General features: G+C 66.7%; 15 protein-coding genes and 1 pseudogene. 9 read left to right on the top strand and 7 right to left on the bottom strand.

The features are described 5' to 3' along the window. Positions 1-60: 60 nt before the first annotated feature. The gene (locus tag A5777_RS00350; RefSeq protein ID WP_231894888.1) at positions 61-1,491 is read left to right on the top strand and encodes an O-antigen ligase family protein; all 1,431 of its coding nucleotides are present in this window, start codon (positions 61-63) and stop codon (positions 1,489-1,491) included. On the opposite strand, the gene A5777_RS00345 is transcribed toward A5777_RS00350, so the two are convergent. Further along, positions 1,426-2,070, bottom strand: a complete 645-nt coding sequence (locus A5777_RS00345; protein WP_005208644.1) for a YdcF family protein — start codon at positions 2,068-2,070, stop codon at positions 1,426-1,428. The two genes, A5777_RS00350 and A5777_RS00345, sit on opposite strands and share 66 nt — an antisense overlap. A 250-nt stretch (positions 2,071-2,320) precedes the next feature. On the opposite strand from A5777_RS00345, the gene A5777_RS00340 reads away from it, so the two are divergent. Beyond that, complete coding sequence (locus A5777_RS00340) at positions 2,321-3,517, top strand: EAL domain-containing protein (RefSeq protein ID WP_064861248.1); 1,197 nt, start codon at positions 2,321-2,323, stop codon at positions 3,515-3,517. A 13-nt stretch (positions 3,518-3,530) separates the two neighbouring features. On the opposite strand, the gene A5777_RS00335 is transcribed toward A5777_RS00340, so the two are convergent. Beyond that, complete coding sequence (locus tag A5777_RS00335) at positions 3,531-4,502, bottom strand: 1,4-dihydroxy-2-naphthoyl-CoA synthase (RefSeq protein ID WP_064861247.1); 972 nt, start codon at positions 4,500-4,502, stop codon at positions 3,531-3,533. A 62-nt stretch (positions 4,503-4,564) separates the two neighbouring features. Between A5777_RS00335 and A5777_RS24915 the strand changes: the two genes are divergently transcribed. The 3 genes from A5777_RS24915 to A5777_RS00325 all read left to right on the top strand — a co-directional run bounded on the left by A5777_RS24915 (position 4,565) and on the right by A5777_RS00325 (position 6,475). Continuing rightward, on the top strand, positions 4,565-4,726 hold the full coding sequence (locus A5777_RS24915) for a hypothetical protein (RefSeq protein ID WP_197502258.1): 162 nt from the start codon (positions 4,565-4,567) through the stop codon (positions 4,724-4,726). A gap of 21 nt (positions 4,727-4,747) precedes the next feature. Beyond that, the gene (locus A5777_RS00330; protein WP_005208650.1) at positions 4,748-5,404 is read left to right on the top strand and encodes a PaaI family thioesterase; all 657 of its coding nucleotides are present in this window, start codon (positions 4,748-4,750) and stop codon (positions 5,402-5,404) included. A gap of 81 nt (positions 5,405-5,485) precedes the next feature. Next, a complete protein-coding gene (locus A5777_RS00325) occupies positions 5,486-6,475 on the top strand; it encodes a GGDEF domain-containing protein (protein ID WP_064861246.1) in 990 nt (329 codons plus the stop codon). 85 nt (positions 6,476-6,560) lie between these two features. Here the strand turns inward: A5777_RS00325 and A5777_RS00320 are convergent, their stop codons facing one another. The 3 genes from A5777_RS00320 to A5777_RS00310 all read right to left on the bottom strand — a co-directional run bounded on the left by A5777_RS00320 (position 6,561) and on the right by A5777_RS00310 (position 9,800). Next, the gene (locus tag A5777_RS00320; protein WP_064861245.1) at positions 6,561-7,874 is read right to left on the bottom strand and encodes a saccharopine dehydrogenase family protein; all 1,314 of its coding nucleotides are present in this window, start codon (positions 7,872-7,874) and stop codon (positions 6,561-6,563) included. An 85-nt stretch (positions 7,875-7,959) separates the two neighbouring features. After that, positions 7,960-9,105: an AbrB family transcriptional regulator gene (locus A5777_RS00315; RefSeq protein ID WP_005208656.1), complete on the bottom strand. Its 1,146-nt coding sequence runs from the start codon at positions 9,103-9,105 to the stop codon at positions 7,960-7,962. A gap of 77 nt (positions 9,106-9,182) precedes the next feature. Next, on the bottom strand, positions 9,183-9,800 hold the full coding sequence (locus A5777_RS00310; protein WP_005208657.1) for a class I SAM-dependent methyltransferase: 618 nt from the start codon (positions 9,798-9,800) through the stop codon (positions 9,183-9,185). A 70-nt stretch (positions 9,801-9,870) separates the two neighbouring features. Here A5777_RS00310 and menD point away from each other — a divergent pair, with 70 nt between their 5' ends. The 4 genes from menD to A5777_RS00290 all read left to right on the top strand — a co-directional run bounded on the left by menD (position 9,871) and on the right by A5777_RS00290 (position 14,292). Further along, entirely contained in the window at positions 9,871-11,592 is a 1,722-nt protein-coding gene (gene menD, locus A5777_RS00305) for a 2-succinyl-5-enolpyruvyl-6-hydroxy-3-cyclohexene-1-carboxylic-acid synthase (protein WP_064861244.1), read from the top strand. 178 nt (positions 11,593-11,770) lie between these two features. Further along, entirely contained in the window at positions 11,771-12,415 is a 645-nt protein-coding gene (locus tag A5777_RS00300; protein WP_064861243.1) for a DUF3592 domain-containing protein, read from the top strand. Positions 12,416-12,425: 10 nt separating this feature from the next. Beyond that, a complete protein-coding gene (locus tag A5777_RS00295; RefSeq protein ID WP_064861242.1) occupies positions 12,426-13,583 on the top strand; it encodes a glycosyltransferase family 4 protein in 1,158 nt (385 codons plus the stop codon). 13 nt (positions 13,584-13,596) lie between these two features. Beyond that, on the top strand, positions 13,597-14,292 hold the full coding sequence (locus tag A5777_RS00290) for a demethylmenaquinone methyltransferase (RefSeq protein ID WP_064861255.1): 696 nt from the start codon (positions 13,597-13,599) through the stop codon (positions 14,290-14,292). Positions 14,293-14,484: 192 nt separating this feature from the next. On the opposite strand, the gene A5777_RS00285 is transcribed toward A5777_RS00290, so the two are convergent. Both A5777_RS00285 and A5777_RS00280 read right to left on the bottom strand, forming a co-directional pair. Further along, the gene (locus tag A5777_RS00285) at positions 14,485-15,426 is read right to left on the bottom strand and encodes an oxygenase MpaB family protein (RefSeq protein ID WP_064861254.1); all 942 of its coding nucleotides are present in this window, start codon (positions 15,424-15,426) and stop codon (positions 14,485-14,487) included. 111 nt (positions 15,427-15,537) lie between these two features. Continuing rightward, positions 15,538-16,012: pseudogene (locus A5777_RS00280) on the bottom strand (FAD-linked oxidoreductase); the annotation flags it as partial.

Here is a 16,012-nt window from a genome sequence, read left to right as displayed (position 1 = left end):
GACATTGGTCGGTCGCGATCAGCTCGGTGTTACACGACCGGGTGTGCCACTATATGGCTCGTGGAATCAGCTAGGCGCTCATGGATCGTCGGCACCCTGTTGGTGCTCAGTGCTGCCGTGGTGGCGTTCGGTGCGTTGATGGCAGGAGCCAAACCCGCGTTTCTTGTCATCGTGTTACTGCTGGTCGTCGTCGGTGCCTACGTTGGTCTGGCGCATCCGACCTGGTTTCTCTGGGCGTTCGCCGCTGTTCTCGGATTCATGCCGGTCGCGCATTTACCTGGTGTTCACGTTCCGTTGACATTGGCGTTCGCTGTCGCTGTGATTTTGGCGACCGTGATACACCCCATCGAGATGCGCTCACCGACCACGATGGACTGGTTTGTGATCGTTCTCGTTGTGGTCAGTGGAATCTCAATGCTGGCAACATATGTCGGTTTCGCCGACATATCGCAATATGTGAAATGGTTCACGGTAACGATTCTCGTAGTCGCGCTTCTGCGTCTTCCGCGGCGTCAGCTGCGGACGTTCGGACGAGTGTATGTGGTCGCCAGCGCTGCCTGTGCGGTTGTTGCAGCAGGTGTGCTTGTCTATCCGGGAGTGATGAAGCCGTTCAAGCTATTCGGTTACGACCCCAGCGCGCTGCGCTTCGTTTATCACTCAGGGGGCGCGACGCAGCGGCTCGCGGGGACGTATATCGATCCGAATGCCGCCGGAATCGGATTCTTCGTGGCGCTGGTGATGTGTGCTGTCTTGTTCGACGGGCGTGCGCGCAGCGTGCTCGGCGTGATCTTGGCGTTGGCCCTTCTGCTCACGCTGAGCCGTGCGGGTCTCTTCTCGGTGATCGTCGGCGTCGTGCTCATGCTGGTGTTCCAGACGATGTCGAATCGCAAACGCCTCGCCATCGTCGGGCTGGGCGTCGCCACCTTCGCCGCGCTGGCCGCGGTGCCGCAGTTGCGCCAACGTGTGTTCTCGTCATTCGGTAGCCAGGACGAGGGTTCGAGTGCGCGCCTGGATGCGCTGAAGGAGTATCCGAGCACTGTCGCCGGGCACTGGATCTTCGGCAAGGGCTGGGGACTGGCGGAGTTCATCGATCCGGAAACCTCGTTCACCACCAACTACGTCGCGAACGCGCCGCTGCTGGCTGTCTATCGAGGTGGCATTCTGGTCGGTCTGGCATTTGTCGCGATGCTGATCTACGGCTGCTATCTCGGTTACCGGTGCCTGCGTTCACGCCGCTGGGAATGGGGTTTCTACGGCGGTGGATTCATCGGATTCTCCGTGGTCGCATTGCAGCTCGACTTTTCGACGATCACGATCCCGGTCTCGACCGCAGATCTCTCGCTGCTCATCGTATTTCTGGTCTACACGTCGGAACTGGTGCGAGCCGACTCGCGCACTGTTACATCGACGGCCGAGAACGGGACGTCAACAGCCGAGAACGACAGCCTTGGCCAATCCGACGTACTGGTAGGCGAAGGTCGCCGTCCATAGGGGAATCGACCGGCCGTAATCACGCGGCACGGATCGCATGACGACCTCGCCGGCGAAGCACTGGCCGAAGATGTAGCGGGCGCGGAAGAGGTGGTAGCGCCAGCTGACCACGATGACAGAGCGCCAGTGTCGCTCCTTCGCCATGCGTTCGGTGAACATCGCCTCGCCACGCGTCGTCGAGGGATCCGGGTTGAAGCAGATGACTTCGATGGACTCGGTGCTCGCCGAGCAGACTCGTCGCATCAGCTCTGCGCCGCCCCGGTGATAGCCGTCATTCAGATAGGGGTCGGAGATCAGCACCGTGTTGGCGTAGCCCTCGCGGGCGAGTTGTAGACCGTAGTCTTCGCGGCCGTCGTGCTCGCCGCCGAGCACGACGATGGCATCGACCTTGCGGAGTGGGTCGGAATGGTCCCGATAGAAGAGCTGATAGCCGAGGCCGTCGAAGGCGAGTACGACCACAACGACGATCACGAGCACCCAGCTGATGAGACTGCCGGAGAGTCGCCGTCGACGACGGCGTGTCTCATGGCTGCTGCGGGGCTCGAAGACGTAGGAGTCCGTCGGGTCGGGCGACGTCACGTGGCAAGTCCTCCGGCCGGGAATCTGACTTCGTCGACCTTAGTCGAGACTCCCCTCAGTGGCTCGAACGGCGGACGTACCACCACGAGGAATCGCTTGATGAAGGGCTGAAAGTCGCGTATCTCCCAGACGGCAAAACTGCAGCTCAGAAGCACAATTCACTAGACCAAACAGGTGATCAATTGAACTTGACCGGCGGTACTTGGATCCAATTCACACCTGGCCGCCGGGATGATCGTAAACTTCTCGCGTGGAGAGGGCGGCGTTCAAGTACGGGGGACACGACGTTCCTGGAATCGTCGTTGCCATTCTCGCTGATCCCCAGCGCCGGGCGTGCGCGGTCTATGGCCGTGAACAGACCGAGGCGGCGGCGCGCACAGTGGTTTCTCAACTCGTGGACAAGATGGGGTCAGACGTAGGTCTGGACGCCCGGAACCGATTCGAATGGCTCCTGAGGCTTCCGCATGGCCCCGGCGTCGACGCGATTCTCGTCGACCTACAGGCGGGTCTCGCTGCCTCGACGGTCGATGTGGACGGGGTACGCATCTTCGTCGACTTCGCCTATGGGATCTCAAGTGAATCGGTGTCAGGTGTCGACGCCGACAGACTCGTCCAGGCGGCCGACGCCGCGCTCTGCCTGGCTCTGGAATCGCAGCGTCGAATGGCGATCGCCGGACCCGAAATCTATGAGCGACTAGAAGGCGACCTCGACCTCGCAGTGAGGCTGACCAGTTCGTCGGAGGCAGACTTCCGACAGTTCTACCAACCGATCGTGCGGATGGCTGATGGCGTGACCGTGGGGTTCGAGTCACTGCTGCGGTGGGTCACCGCCGACGGCGTTTTGCTGCCCGGCGACTTCCTCGCTGTCGCCGAACACACATCCGCGATCGTGCCCATCGGCCGCAACGGGGTGACGCAGGCGATTCGGGCGCTCCACGAGTCGATCCAACCCCTGTGCGGCCCGAGCGGATTCGTCAGCATCAATCTCTCGCGGCAGCAGCTCGTCGACGAGACGATCGTCGATCACGTGGTGACCGAGATCGACAAGTACGGCCTCGGCCCTGGTCAGATCTGGATAGAGGTCCAGGAAAACGAGGTCATCGACTTCGACACGGAGGCGCAGCGTGCCGTCGAGCGACTACACGAGAGCGGCTGCACCATCTCGATCGACGACCTCGGCTCGGGATTCTCGGCGCTGCGATACGTGCGGGACCTCCCGGTCGACGTCGTCAAAGTCGATCGGGCGCTCATCTCGGCTATCGCCGACGATCCAGCCGACCGCGCTGTGGTGCGCGCGATCTGCGAAATGGCCGAGACGATGAACATCTCGACGGTCGCTGAGGGCGTAGAGCACCACGCCGACTTCACTGGCGTCGAGGAGCTGGGTTTCCATTTCGCGCAGGGAATCTACTTCGGTGCGCCCAGACCGTTCGGGGCGGAGCTGTAGCTCCGGTGCACGCTCAGTAGTAGTACGGGAAGGCGTCCCATTCGGGAGAACGCTTCTCCAGGAACGCATCTCGACCCTCGACGGCTTCGTCGGTCATGTACGCCAGGCGGGTGGCCTCACCGGCGAAGACCTGCTGACCCATCAGGCCGTCGTCGGTGAGGTTGAACGCGAACTTCAGCATGCGCTGGGCCGTCGGCGATTTGCCGTTGATCGCCCGCGCCCACTCGATGGCCGTGCGCTCGAGGTCGGCGTGGTCGACGACCCGGTTGACCGCCCCCATGCGGTGCATGGTCTCGGCGTCATACGCCTCGCCGAGGAAGAAGATCTCGCGAGCGAACTTCTGGCCGACCTGCTTGGCGAGGTAGGCGCTACCGTATCCGGCGTCGAACGAGCCGACGTCGGCGTCAGTCTGCTTGAAGCGGGCGTGCTCACGCGAGGCGAGCGTCAGGTCGCAGACGACGTGCAGCGAGTGCCCGCCGCCCGCGGCCCAACCGTTGACCACGGCGATCACGACCTTGGGCATGGTGCGGATGAGTCGTTGCACCTCGAGGATGTGCAGTCGGCCGCCCTCGGCCTTCACGCGCGCCTCGTCGACCCCGGTGGCATCGGCCCGAGTGACGTCGGAGTCGTGGCTGGTCGCGTACTGGTAACCCGACCGTCCACGGATGCGCTGATCGCCGCCGGAACAGAAGGCCCAGCCACCGTCCTTGGGGCTCGGGCCGTTGCCGGTGAGCAGGATGGTGCCGACGTCGGGGCTGCGTCGAGCGTGGTCGAGGGTACGGTACAGCTCGTCGACGCTGTGCGGCCGGAACGCGTTGCGGACCTCTGGCCGGTTGAAGGCGATGCGCACGATTCCGTCGGCGCGGGTCGTGCCGACGTGGCGGTGGTAGGTGATGTCGGTGAGGTCGTCGAAACCCTCGACCGTGGCCCATTGGTCGGGGTCGAAGGGCTGATCCGATGCGCGCTTGGTCTCGCCAGAGGTCATGAATACGACCTTAGTTGCCCGATGAGTGGCCCTCGCGAAGCCCCATCTGGCACCCTGGATGCATGTCATTCGAGGTGATCGCGATCGTGATCGTCGTCTGGGCGACGATCTCGGTGGTCGTCGCCCTGGTGGTGGGTGCCGTGATCAGGCAGCGGGACCGGCGTGAGGCGCCCCGTCCGCCCCAGCTCGCCAGCGGTTCGGAATCCGACAGACACGAGCGCTGACCGGCCATATACGGTGGCCAGATGGCATCTGACACGCGCGACGGTTGGGACATCCGCTCCGAAGACGAGTCGCCCCACGAGGGGGGATTCCGCGCACGGATCGAGGTCACGACCGACCGCGGCGGACCCCGATACGGCGAGCTCAACGAGCAGATCCGACGACTCATGGACCTCGCCCGCTACGCGAGTCCCGAGGGTGCGGAGACCGAGGAGCTACTCGAGCAGATAACTGCCCTCAACGAACGACTGGCAAAGGTGCAGGTCGACGAGTGGCACACCCCCGCGGGAACCCGCGTCGACCTGCCTGCGCGTGGCAACATCACCCTCCCGCCTTACGTGATCTCGTCGGCGAGTGCCGATGGAGTGGTAGCCGAGGTCACCTTCCGGCCGTTTCACCTCGGTGGCAACAACGCGGCGCACGGCGGTCAGGTGGGGGTCGCGTTCGACGATCTCGGGGGTATGGCGTCGGCACTCGCGATCAACGGCGTCACCCGCACCGCGTACCTGACGGTCCAATACCGTTCGCTGACCCCGCTGTCGACGCCGCTGACCTGCCGAACCTGGGTCGACAAGCGGGAGGGACGCAAGGCCTTCGTGAAGGGCACGCTCCACGACGGCGATCGTCTCTGTGCCGAATTGGATTCGCTGTTCATTGAGTTGAAGCCTGGTCAGCCGTAGCATTCCGAGGGGCGGGGGAGTCCGCGTCCGGGGATTGTCCATATCCCACGGTTCGTGTGTACCAAGGGGAGCGACAGCCATATGGACAGACATTCGGTGGTCGACGACCGGCTCGCGATCACGGTGGCCCTCGGAGCGGCGTTGTTCGTCGTGGTTACGGCTGTGCAGGTCACGTTCGATCCAACGCCGGGGGCGCGTCCTGCGTCATCAGTTGCGGCGGTCACGGCCGTCGTGCTCGCGGCTATCGCGTGGACGCTCTGGCGACGACCGCGGCTGATCACGTCTCGTTCTGCGCCCGCGCTGGTGACCGTGGCGGCGCTGGTGGTTGCCGCGAATCCTGTCGTCTACGTGCTGTTCACGCACGTCGCCTATCCGTCGATCGGGACACTACCGGTCATCGTCGGCATCGGGGCGCTCGTCCCGTATCCACGCATCGCGCTTGCGCTGATCGTCGGGCTGAACGTCGCAGCGGTTGTGCTCGCGTGGCGCTATCCGCAGGCCGCCCCGCTCGGCGTCGTAGCCGTGCAACTGGTCAAGGCTGACGTGCTCGCGCTCGTGATCGCGCTGACCTGGCGACGCACCGAGCGCCGATTGGGGGCAGCCACCGCGACCATCGCGCACATGGCGGTGACCGACGAGCTCACGGGCCTGATGAATCGTCGAGGACTGACCGAACGCGGGCAGACGTTTGTCGACGAGGCGCTCGCGTCGGGAAACCATGTGATCGTCGCCTTCATCGACGTCAACAATCTGAAGCGAATCAACGACTGTCACGGACATTTGGTCGGTGACAGCCACCTCGCCGGTATCGGCCGGTCGTTGCGGTGGGTGTTCGACGATGGTGGACTGGCCGCCCGGGTTGGCGGTGACGAGTTCGCGTTGATCGCGCGTGGCGGACCGGATGAGGTGTCGCAGTTCCGATCCCAGGTGGAACATCTACGTGCACGAGTGCCGCACTTCGGTGTCGAGATCGGGTGGGCGCAGTGTGGGCCGGATGACGCCAGGTCGCTGCGGGTGCTGATCAACGAGGCGGACCGAATGATGCTGCGCGACAAGCGGCGGCTGAACTAGGGGCCGCCTGCGCCGCGCGCGGGGGTGCCGCCGGCGCGGTTCGGGTGCCCTAGCGCGGTTCAGTTACCCAGTGCGGTTGTGGCTTTCAGTGCAGTTCGGTGACCTCGATGGTGGCGCCCGCGGTGCGGAGTCGGTCGATCAGTGCGTCGCCCATCGCGACGGCGGGCGTGAGAACGCCTGCGCGCGAGGGTAGTTGGTGGCGGTTCAGTGCCAGTGTCAGTGCACTCTCGCCGAGCATGACAGCTGTGGCCTTGTAGCCGGGGTCGCCCTTCATCGAGAAGGTGGAGCGGAAGCGTCGAGCAGTCGTGGTGCGCGTGTAGGTGCGGATCACGAAATAGCCGTTCTCCCTTGTCTTCTCGCTCGGTCCGGAACCCGGTTTGGGGAGCACACGGTCGAGGAGTGCGCGCGTCGGGGTGAACGACATCGCGCCGAGGAACGCGCCCGACCCGACACCGACCGCGCCCGCGATGACTGTCGACACTCCCGGGACGCCGCCGACAGACATGGTCTCGGCGTAGTGGAAGTCCTTGCCGTACGCGCCGTCGAGGAGTGCGTTGGAGCGTCGGACGATACGTGTGTTGTGCGAGGCCATGAAGAAGGGTGCGAGGGTGCCGCGCAGCGACTCGTCGACCTTGTGCGCGTTGATGATTCCGATGTCGCTCGGCTCCGACGACAGCGCCGCGCGCGGGGTCTGGGCGGGTGTGCCGGAGAGTGCCTGCGGGTTGAGCAGTAGGCGTCGGATGCTGGAGTCTTTTGCCTGTTCGGCGATGACGCGCATCGAGTCGATGGTGCCGCCGGAGACGCCGCCGCGCATCGCGGCGACGACCATCGTGGTGTCGGTCATCTCGCCGGCGTCGGCGTCGGTCACGCCGCGATAGAGCTCGTACGCCGCGAGATCCGATGGGACGGAATCGAATCCGCACGAGTGCACGATGCGGGCGCCGGTGGCCTCCGCGACCTCGTGGGCTTTTTGGATGGAGTAGTGCACGAAGGGGACCTCGCCGGTGAGGTCGACGTAGTCGGTACCCGCGGTGGCAGCGGCGACGACGAGGGCCTCGCCGTAGCGAAGGTATGGACCAACGGTGGTGCAGACGACGCGCGTGCGGGCGACCATGGCGTCGAGCGACGCGGGTGACGACGAGTCCGCGACGATGAGCGGCCAGTTGTGCGCGGCGTCGGGGAGTCGGCGTCGGGTGTCGGCGAGCTTGGTCTCGGACCGTCCCGCGAGCGCGACGCGCGTTCCGGCGGGGGCGTGCTCGGCGAGGTAGCGGGCGGTGAGTTCGCCGACGAATCCGGTGGCGCCGAAGACGACGACGTCGAACTCGCGGATCTCAGGTGCCTCGGACGAGCTCGTCGGAGCTGACGACGGGGTGTTTTCGGGCTGGCTTTCACCGGTCATGAGTTCAATGTATATGCGACTGAAGTCACAGTAACGATGGGCTGCATCGCGCTGGTGGTGGAGCGTCGCAGGTCAGTCACGGGTTTCAGGAGGTGAGCCTGCGGGCGGCCGCGCGTGCCGCGAAGGGCGCGACGAACAGCATGAGCAGTACGCGCAGGATTTGGGCCGCGACGACGAATGCGACGTTGGAGCCCGCGGCCGTTGCTGCCGCGAGCACCGCGTAGATGCCGCCCGGGGTGGTGGCGAGGTAGCAGTCGAACATCGACTCGCCCGTCCACCAGGAGAGCAGCACACCGAGCAGCGCGCAGCCGACGCCGATCGCGAGGATCAGCACAACCGCGGCGGGCAGGATGCGGCCGATGGCGCGAAGTCGGGGAAGGGTGAATCCGAGACCTGCCTGCCAGCCGATCACCGCATACGCGATGGCGAGCAGGACCGACGGGACGGCGGCGTCGCCTGCGATCCCGGTGAGTTCTGCTGCGGTTGCGAGCGCCATCGGTCCGAGGAGGCCGGCTGCGGGGAGGTGGATGAGTTTGCCGAGCGGGATGCCGACACCTGTACAGATTGCGAGGAGTGCGACGCCCGCGGCCTGCTCTGTCCATGTTGGCCGAGCCACAACGACATTCGACGACGACGCGTGGAACACCAGCGATGCGACGAGTGGAATGGTGCTGGTCACGAGCGCGACCCGGACGTACTGGACGACCGCGACGACGCGCTCGTCACCACCGAGATCGCGGGTCAACGCGACGAGGCCCGACGCCCCGCCCGCTACCAGAGCGAGCGAGCCGGTCAGGGCGTCGACCTCACGGTGCAGGCCGAGGAGCGCGCCGCCCGCGACCGACAGCGCCAGCGTGCCGAGCCCGACGACGAGGACCGGCAGCCAGGCGGAGCCGAGGCCGGAGATGGTCGTCGGATCGGCCATGGTGCCGATGTAGACGCCGACCGTGCCCTGCGCCGCCAGCATCGCCGCGCGGGGGACCGTCGGCGGATCGGTGGCGGCGGGCTGTGTGGCCTTGTCGGCGGGTCCTGTTGCGCTGTCGGCGTGTGGTCCGGTGGCGGTGTGGGTGCTTGTGTCGGCGGGCGTGCGCGGGCGCGGGGCATATCCGATGATCGCGAGGAGTGCGGCGACGAGTAGTCCAGCGAACAGCGGTGCGGCGTCGACGTCGATGAGGTCCAGCAGGAGACTGACGCCGACCGTGAGGGCGGCGAGCAGGAACCAGCGGGTCATTAGTTGAGCGTAGCGACGCGGCGAGCGGGCGGTCGGGTGGAGCGAGCGGGGTGTGATGAGCGTCGCGAGGGGGTGGGTCAGGGGGTGGTTGCGCTGCCCAGGCTGAGTGCGGCAAACGGCCGGGGTGCGCCGTGTTGGTAGAACTGGTCGAGTGCGGTGAGGTCGAAACCGTTGTGGGTCAACAGTTTCGGAATGTCGCGGGTGAGATGGCAGCCGCCCGCGGTGCGTTTCTGGATCGGTTCGAGGCGTAGCTGCCAGCGTCGGACGGCGTCGTCGGGGGCGGTGCCGTGCTCGAGGAAGGCGACGGTGCCGCCGGGGCGCAGGACGCGGGCGATCTCGGCGAGCGCGGCGTCGACGTCGGGGATGGTGCAGAGGGTGAAGGTGGAGAGCGCGGCGTCGAACGTGTCGTCGTCGAAGGGCAGGCGCTGGCCGTCGAGTCCGGCGCGGCGGATCGGGATGGGCGAGGAGGTGACGCGGTCGGCGGACATATCCCAGGCGACGTCGGAGGGTTCGATCGCGTCGACCGACGTGACGGCTTCTGGGTAGAGGCCGACGTTGCGGCCCGAGCCGAATCCGATCTCGACGACGCGGCCGGAGAGTGGTGCGCAGGCGCGGCGTCGAAGTGGGTCGAGCATCGACGAGCCGCACGTCACGTTGATGACGCGCGGCAGAACGTGATCGGTGTAGAAGCCCATTTGCCCACCTTCCGTCGAGCCGGTGGCACGTATCGGTGATCACTTTAGGTGCGGACATAGGCTGGAGCTCATGAATTCCTCGACAGGGTCAGCGACTTTTGCGGCAGAGAGGGACGGGCCGAATCCGTCGACGTTGCAGGCGCGGGTGATCGTCGACGAGATGATCCGCGGGGGTGTGCGGGAGGCCGTGCTGTGTCCGGGGTCGCGCAATGCGCCGCTCGCCTATGCGCTGTATCTGGCGGATCGGGAGGGTCGGCTGCGGCTGCACGTGCGGATCGACGAGCGGTCGGCAGGGTTTCTCGCGTTGGGGTTGGCGGTGTCGTCGAGGCAGCCGGTGCCGATCGTGATGACGAGCGGCACGGCCGTCGCCAACATGGGACCCGCGGTGTTCGAGGCCAATTACGCGCGCGTGCCGCTAATTGTTGTCAGTGCGAATCGGCCGTATGAGCTGCTGGGATCTGGTGCCAACCAGACTGTCGAGCAGTTCGGGATCTTCGGAACGCAGGTGCGGGCGGCGATCAGCATCGGGCTGGCCGAGGAGGGGCTCGACGCCAACAGCCAGTGGCGTTCGGCCGTCGGGCGTGTGCTGGCGTCCGCGCGCGGTGCGCGGACGGGAAACGCCGGGCCGGTGCAGTTCGACATTCCGCTGCGCGAGCCGCTGGTGCCCGACGTCGCGAGTGCGTCCGAGGATCTCGGTGCGTTCTCCGGTCGACCCGGCGGCGTGCCGTGGACGCAGGCGCCGGTGGCCAAGCTCGACGTCCCGCTGCCGATCGATCTCTCGCTGGACACCGTGGTGATCTCGGGGCACGGGTCGGGTGTGCATCCGGAGTTGGCGGGCGTGCCGACCGTCGCCGAGCCGACGGCCCCGCACGCCGCGACGCCGTTACACCCGCTGGCGCTGGGGTCGATCAAGCCGCAGCAGGCGATCATCTGCGGACGTCCGACGCTGCATCGCGGGGTGTCGAGGCTGCTGGCCGACCCGGAGGTGCGCGTCTATGCGCTGACCACAGGGCCCCGCTGGCCGGACGTGTCGGGCAACGTGTATGCGACCGGAACGCGCGCGGATGTCAGCGGCGAGCCGCGCGAGGAGTGGCTCAAGGAGTGCGCGTTTTTAGAGCAGCGAGTGCTGGGGGCGGTGGATTCCGTGCTCGACGAGCCAGGCCCGCCGACCGGGCTGCACGTCGCGCGCGTGGTGAGCGGCGCGTTGTCGGCGGGTGATCAGTTCGTGGTCGGGGCGAGTAATCCGATTCGCGACGTCGCGCTGGCGGGTCGGGTGTCCGAGGGGGTGCGCGTGCTGTCGAACCGCGGCGTCGCGGGGATCGACGGGACCAATTCGACGGCGATCGGTGCTGCGCTGGCCGGGGGCGCGACGTCGGTTGGTGGGGCTGCACGGACCGTCGCGTTGATGGGCGATCTGACGTTCATCCACGACTCGACCGGGCTGATCATCGGGCCGGGGGAGCCGCGCCCCTCGTCGTTGCGGATCGTCGTGGCGAACGACGATGGCGGTGGGATCTTCGGGCTGCTGGAGCAGGGTGACCCGCGGCTCGACTCCGGCGCGTTGTCGGGGGCGTACGAGCGGGTCTTCGGTACTCCGCACCGCACCGACCTGGCCGCCCTGTGCGCCGGGATGCGGGTGGCGCACCGTCGGGTGTCGCTGGGCGAGCTCGCCGCCGTGCTGGGCGAGGAGCTGCCGGACGACGCAGGGGGCATCGAGGTCGTCGAGGTGGTCACCGACCGCAGCCGACTGCGCGACGTCCACGCCGCCATCGCCGCGCGGGTGTCGGGGTAGGGCCTGGCTTTCGGGCTGGGCCGAGCGGCTGGGCTGGCTGGCCGAGTGTGCGCAGAGAAGTGCACCCCTGGGGTGGTCGGGGTGTACCGGTACAGGTCGATGGCCCACGGGACGTAGTTTTCTGCGCGGGGAGCCGCGCCCGCCGGGGGCGTCGGGCCCGGCGGTTATCCTGGCAGCCATGAATCCGACCATCCTGCGACGTGTGCAGAAGGTGTTGCTCACGCTCGGGATGGTCGTGACCGCGATGTGCCTGGTGCTCATCGTCGCGTGCTTCCGCAACGACGCGGAGATCGAGAAGCACAAGGCCACGGTCACCGCCGACGTCGTATACGCCGACAGGCTGCACGCCAATGCGTACTTCCAGACGCCCGACGGCTCGGTGCACAGTCCGCGGCTCGGGCTGCTGTATCCGACGGAGCTGACCGCGGGACAGCGGATTCGCGTCGACTACAGCACCGCCAATCCCGACCTCGCCAAACCGACCGGGCGCACCGCGGTGCTCTCGATCGTGCCCGCGGTGTCGGTGGCGGTACTCGGCTGGATCGTCGTGGGGGCGCTGATGCTCGGCGTCGCGGAGTTCTCCCGACGCTGGGGCCGACGCCGCGCCGCCCTGCGCACCGCGCGTGACGAGGCCGACGACGAAGCGGTGGCCAAGCCCGACGCCCAGGCGGAGGCCAAGCCCGACGCACAGTCCGCCGACGCTCAAGCGGAGGCCGAGGCTCAGTCTGATCGCTCAGCGTCCGGATCGTCGACCGCCGAGACTTCACGCGGAGTTTCGAGACCCGACACGTCGGCCGAGGTTGCCGGAAACCTCGGCCGCTGATTCTTGCGGCATGCGCGTCGCAATCGCCGCCGAGAGCTTCCTTCCGCAGGTCAACGGGGTCGTGAACTCGGTTCTCCGGGTCATCGACCACCTCGAACGCCACGGCCACGAGGCCGTGGTGATCGCTCCCGACTCGGCGCGCGGCGTCGAACGTGGTCCGCGACTGGTGGGTCGGCGCACGCCGGTGCATCTGTTGCCGTCGGTGAAGGTGCCGCGGGTGTCTTCGTTGCCGGTGGGGGTGCCCGCGCCCGTGCTGTATCGGACGTTGCGTGACTTTCAGCCCGACGTCGTGCATCTCGCGTCGCCGTTCGTGGTGGGCGGGGCCGCGGCGATGGTTGCTCGGCGCCTCGACATCCCGACGGTGGCGGTGTTTCAGACCGACATCGCGGGGTTCGCCGACGCATACCGGCTCGGGATGGCTTCGCGCGCGGCGTGGCGGTACACCAGGCGACTGCACGAGATGTGCGACCGCACGCTGGTTCCCTCGAGTGCGACACTGGAATCGCTGGGTGCACATGGTGTTCCGCGCTTGTATCGGTGGGGGCGCGGCGTCGACACGCAATTGTTCAATCCGACGCGACGTGACGAGGCGCTGCGTCGTGAGTGGATGGGTGATCGGGAGCGGTTGGTCGTCGGATTCGTCGGGCGGTTGGCGCCGGAGAAGCACGTCGAGCGGTTGGCTTCGCTCGCGCACGACGACTCGGTGCGAGTGGTGATCGTCGGCGACGGACCGGAGCGTGCGAGGTTGACGCGGCTGCTGCCCGACGCGGTGTTCACCGGGGAGTTGCGCGGCGTCGAGTTGGCTCGTGCGTACGCGAGCCTCGACGTCTTCACGCATGCGGGTGAGCACGAGACGTTCTGCCAGGCGATCCAGGAGGCGATGGCCAGTGGGCTGCCGGTCGTCGGGCCGGACGCAGGTGGGCCGCGTGATCTGGTGTCGGCGTGGCGAACGGGATATCTGCTCGAGCCGGCGTCGTACTCGGCGAAGTTGCCCGAGGTGATCGACGTGCTGCGCGATGACACGCATCGTTCGGCGATGGGTCGGGCAGGGCTTGCGGCGGTGCGCGATCGGACCTGGCCCGCGATCTGTGAGCAGCTGGTCGGGCACTATCGCGCGGTGATCGCAGGACAGAGCGGACTGACCGATTCGGAGCTGTTGGCCGGGTAGTAGCGTGGTCGGCATGGCCATCACCGACCGCGCAGGTCTCGACAAGGCGCCTGCCGAGGTCGCCGCGATGTTCGACGGCGTTGCGAAGCGCTACGACATCACGAATACCGTGCTCTCCTTCGCGCAGGATCGTCGGTGGCGCAAGGCGACACGCAAAGCATTGGCACTGGGCCCGTCGGACGTGGTCTTGGATCTCGCGGCGGGGACCGCGGTCTCGACCGTCGAGCTGGGGGAGTCGGGAGCGACGTGCATCGCCGCCGATTTCTCGCTGGGCATGCTGAAAGCTGGTGCCGACCGCGACGTTCCCAAGGTCGCGGCCGACGCGCTGGCGTTGCCGTTTGCCGACGGATCGTTCGACGCCGCAACGATTTCGTTCGGGCTGCGGAACGTGCAGGACGTACCACTCGCGTTGTCCGAACTGAGTCGTGTGCTGAAACCCGGTGGGCGACTTGCGATCTGCGAGTTCTCGACCCCGACTTTCGGGCCTTTCCGCACCGTGTACATGGAGTACCTGATGAAGGCGCTGCCCGCGGTGGCGACCAAGGTGTCGAGCAATCCTGCGGCGTATGTGTACCTGGCAGAGTCGATTCGGGCGTGGCCCGACCAGTTCGGCCTCGGCGACCTGATCCGCGACGCGGGGTTCACCGACGTGCGCTGGCAGAACCTGACTGGCGGCATCGCCGCGGTGCACACGGGCCGCAAAGCTTAGCTCGAGCCGGGGTGCGTACACAATCGTGACGTGAGCGGGGGGCCGAGGAGATTATTGTCTCGGCGTCGCGCTGACGACCGAGTTGTGTACAGCGGGCCGGGGTTGGCCTGTAGCTGTGTGTCTTGTTGAAGGATGTGGGTGCTGCAGCACACAGATCCTTCGATACGACACACATGTGGCCGCTCGGTGCTGCTAAGCCGAGCTCTTGTGCGCGACGGGGCATCCCGTGGGGAAGGTGCCGAGGTCGTCGACGCGGTAGCCGTTCGGGTACCCGCGGACCTCGGCGGTGTCGATGCCGAAGACGGGCTCGGTTCGGGGTGTGGCGAAGTAGCGGATCGCCAGGCCGCGCGCCTTCAGTCCTGCGGTGACGAGTACACGCTCGGCGCGTGTGGGGTGCGGGTATCCGAAGGCGTCGAGGAGGGGTTCGTCCATGAGTGCGCGGGCGAGACGTCGGACGAGGGGTGCGGGGAGCAGTCGGTACGGCATGAAGGTGGTCAGCAGGTCGAGGGTCGAGTCGGCGACTGCGCGGGAGCCTTCGCGGAAGTCGAAGTGCTGCCGCTCGTAGGAGTCCATCAGGGACTCGAACTCGGCGTAGGTGTCGGGAATGTCCTTGATTCCCATGTGCTTTCCGAGTAGACGGTAGTAATTCGTGAGACCGTCGATCTCACGCTGGCTGAGTGTGCGCCACTCGTATGCGTTGATCCAGCGGGGTGGGCAGACGACGAATGTCGCAAGGACGTAGCGCATGTCGTCGTTGGAGATGTCGTAGCGGCCGTGCATCTGGTTGATCCGCCGAACCGCCGCGTGCCCCTGGCCGCCCGGAGCAAAACCGTGCTCGACGGGCGCCGACAGGAGGAGCACCGTGTCGTCGTAGCGCTTCTGGGTTTCCTCGGTGAATTGGACTGTCTTGTACAGCAATTCGCCGATCGATGGCACCGCGTACGTGCGGAACAGCGCAAAGCTGAGCGCTTGCGTTGTGGCCCAGACGAATTCCTTGCTCGACAGTTCGATGGCGTAGGTGCGTGGCTCCTCGGCGGGGTCGACGGCGGCGAGTTCGTCGCGGCGACGGTAGCGCTCGCGTCGACGCGCGGAGATCGTGCCCAGAAGCCGCGAAGGCAGTGTCCGCAGAGGCATGGGTGCTCCCTTGTCGACGTTGTGGTGCATAACACATTCTCGATGAAACGTATCACGCAGAACGTCTCAAACCAATGGTCGATGCTCCGCCCCGGGGCTACCGGGGTGGGTTCAGGCGAACGGGGGCCGGTGGTCGATGCGCGTGGAGACGTGCCCGGCCGCACGCCAGGCCCGGGCGACCAGATCGGCGTCGTCGTCGGTGATGAGGTTGCCCATCACGCGTACGACGAGCGACATCAGCTTTGCCGATCGGATGCCCGGCCGGCCGAGCAGCGGCACCGCGCGTGGGACGGTCAGCACGCCGGCGAGGCGTCGAGCAGCCGAGAACGCCAGGCCGTAATGCTCGACGAGGGTTTGCTGCCACTGCGCGGTGTGGTCGGGGCTGCCGAGGCGCTGCGCGGCAAGACGACCGGTCTCGAGGGCGTAGTCGATGCCCTCGCCGTTGAGCGGATTGACGCATGCGGCGGCGTCGCCGATGAGCATCCAGTTGGGCCCCGACACGCCCGTCACCGCGCCGCCCATCGGCAGCAGCGCCGACGTGAGCCGAGCGGGCTTCCCGGTGATCTGCCACTCGTCGCCGACCATC

Origin of the sequence: Gordonia sp. 852002-10350_SCH5691597, from assembly GCF_001665715.1 — a bacterium.
Classification (GTDB): Bacteria; Actinomycetota; Actinomycetes; order Mycobacteriales; family Mycobacteriaceae; genus Gordonia; species Gordonia sputi.
The sequence above is the reverse complement of the archived record's forward strand: the minus strand, read 5'-3'. Positions and strand labels throughout refer to the sequence as shown.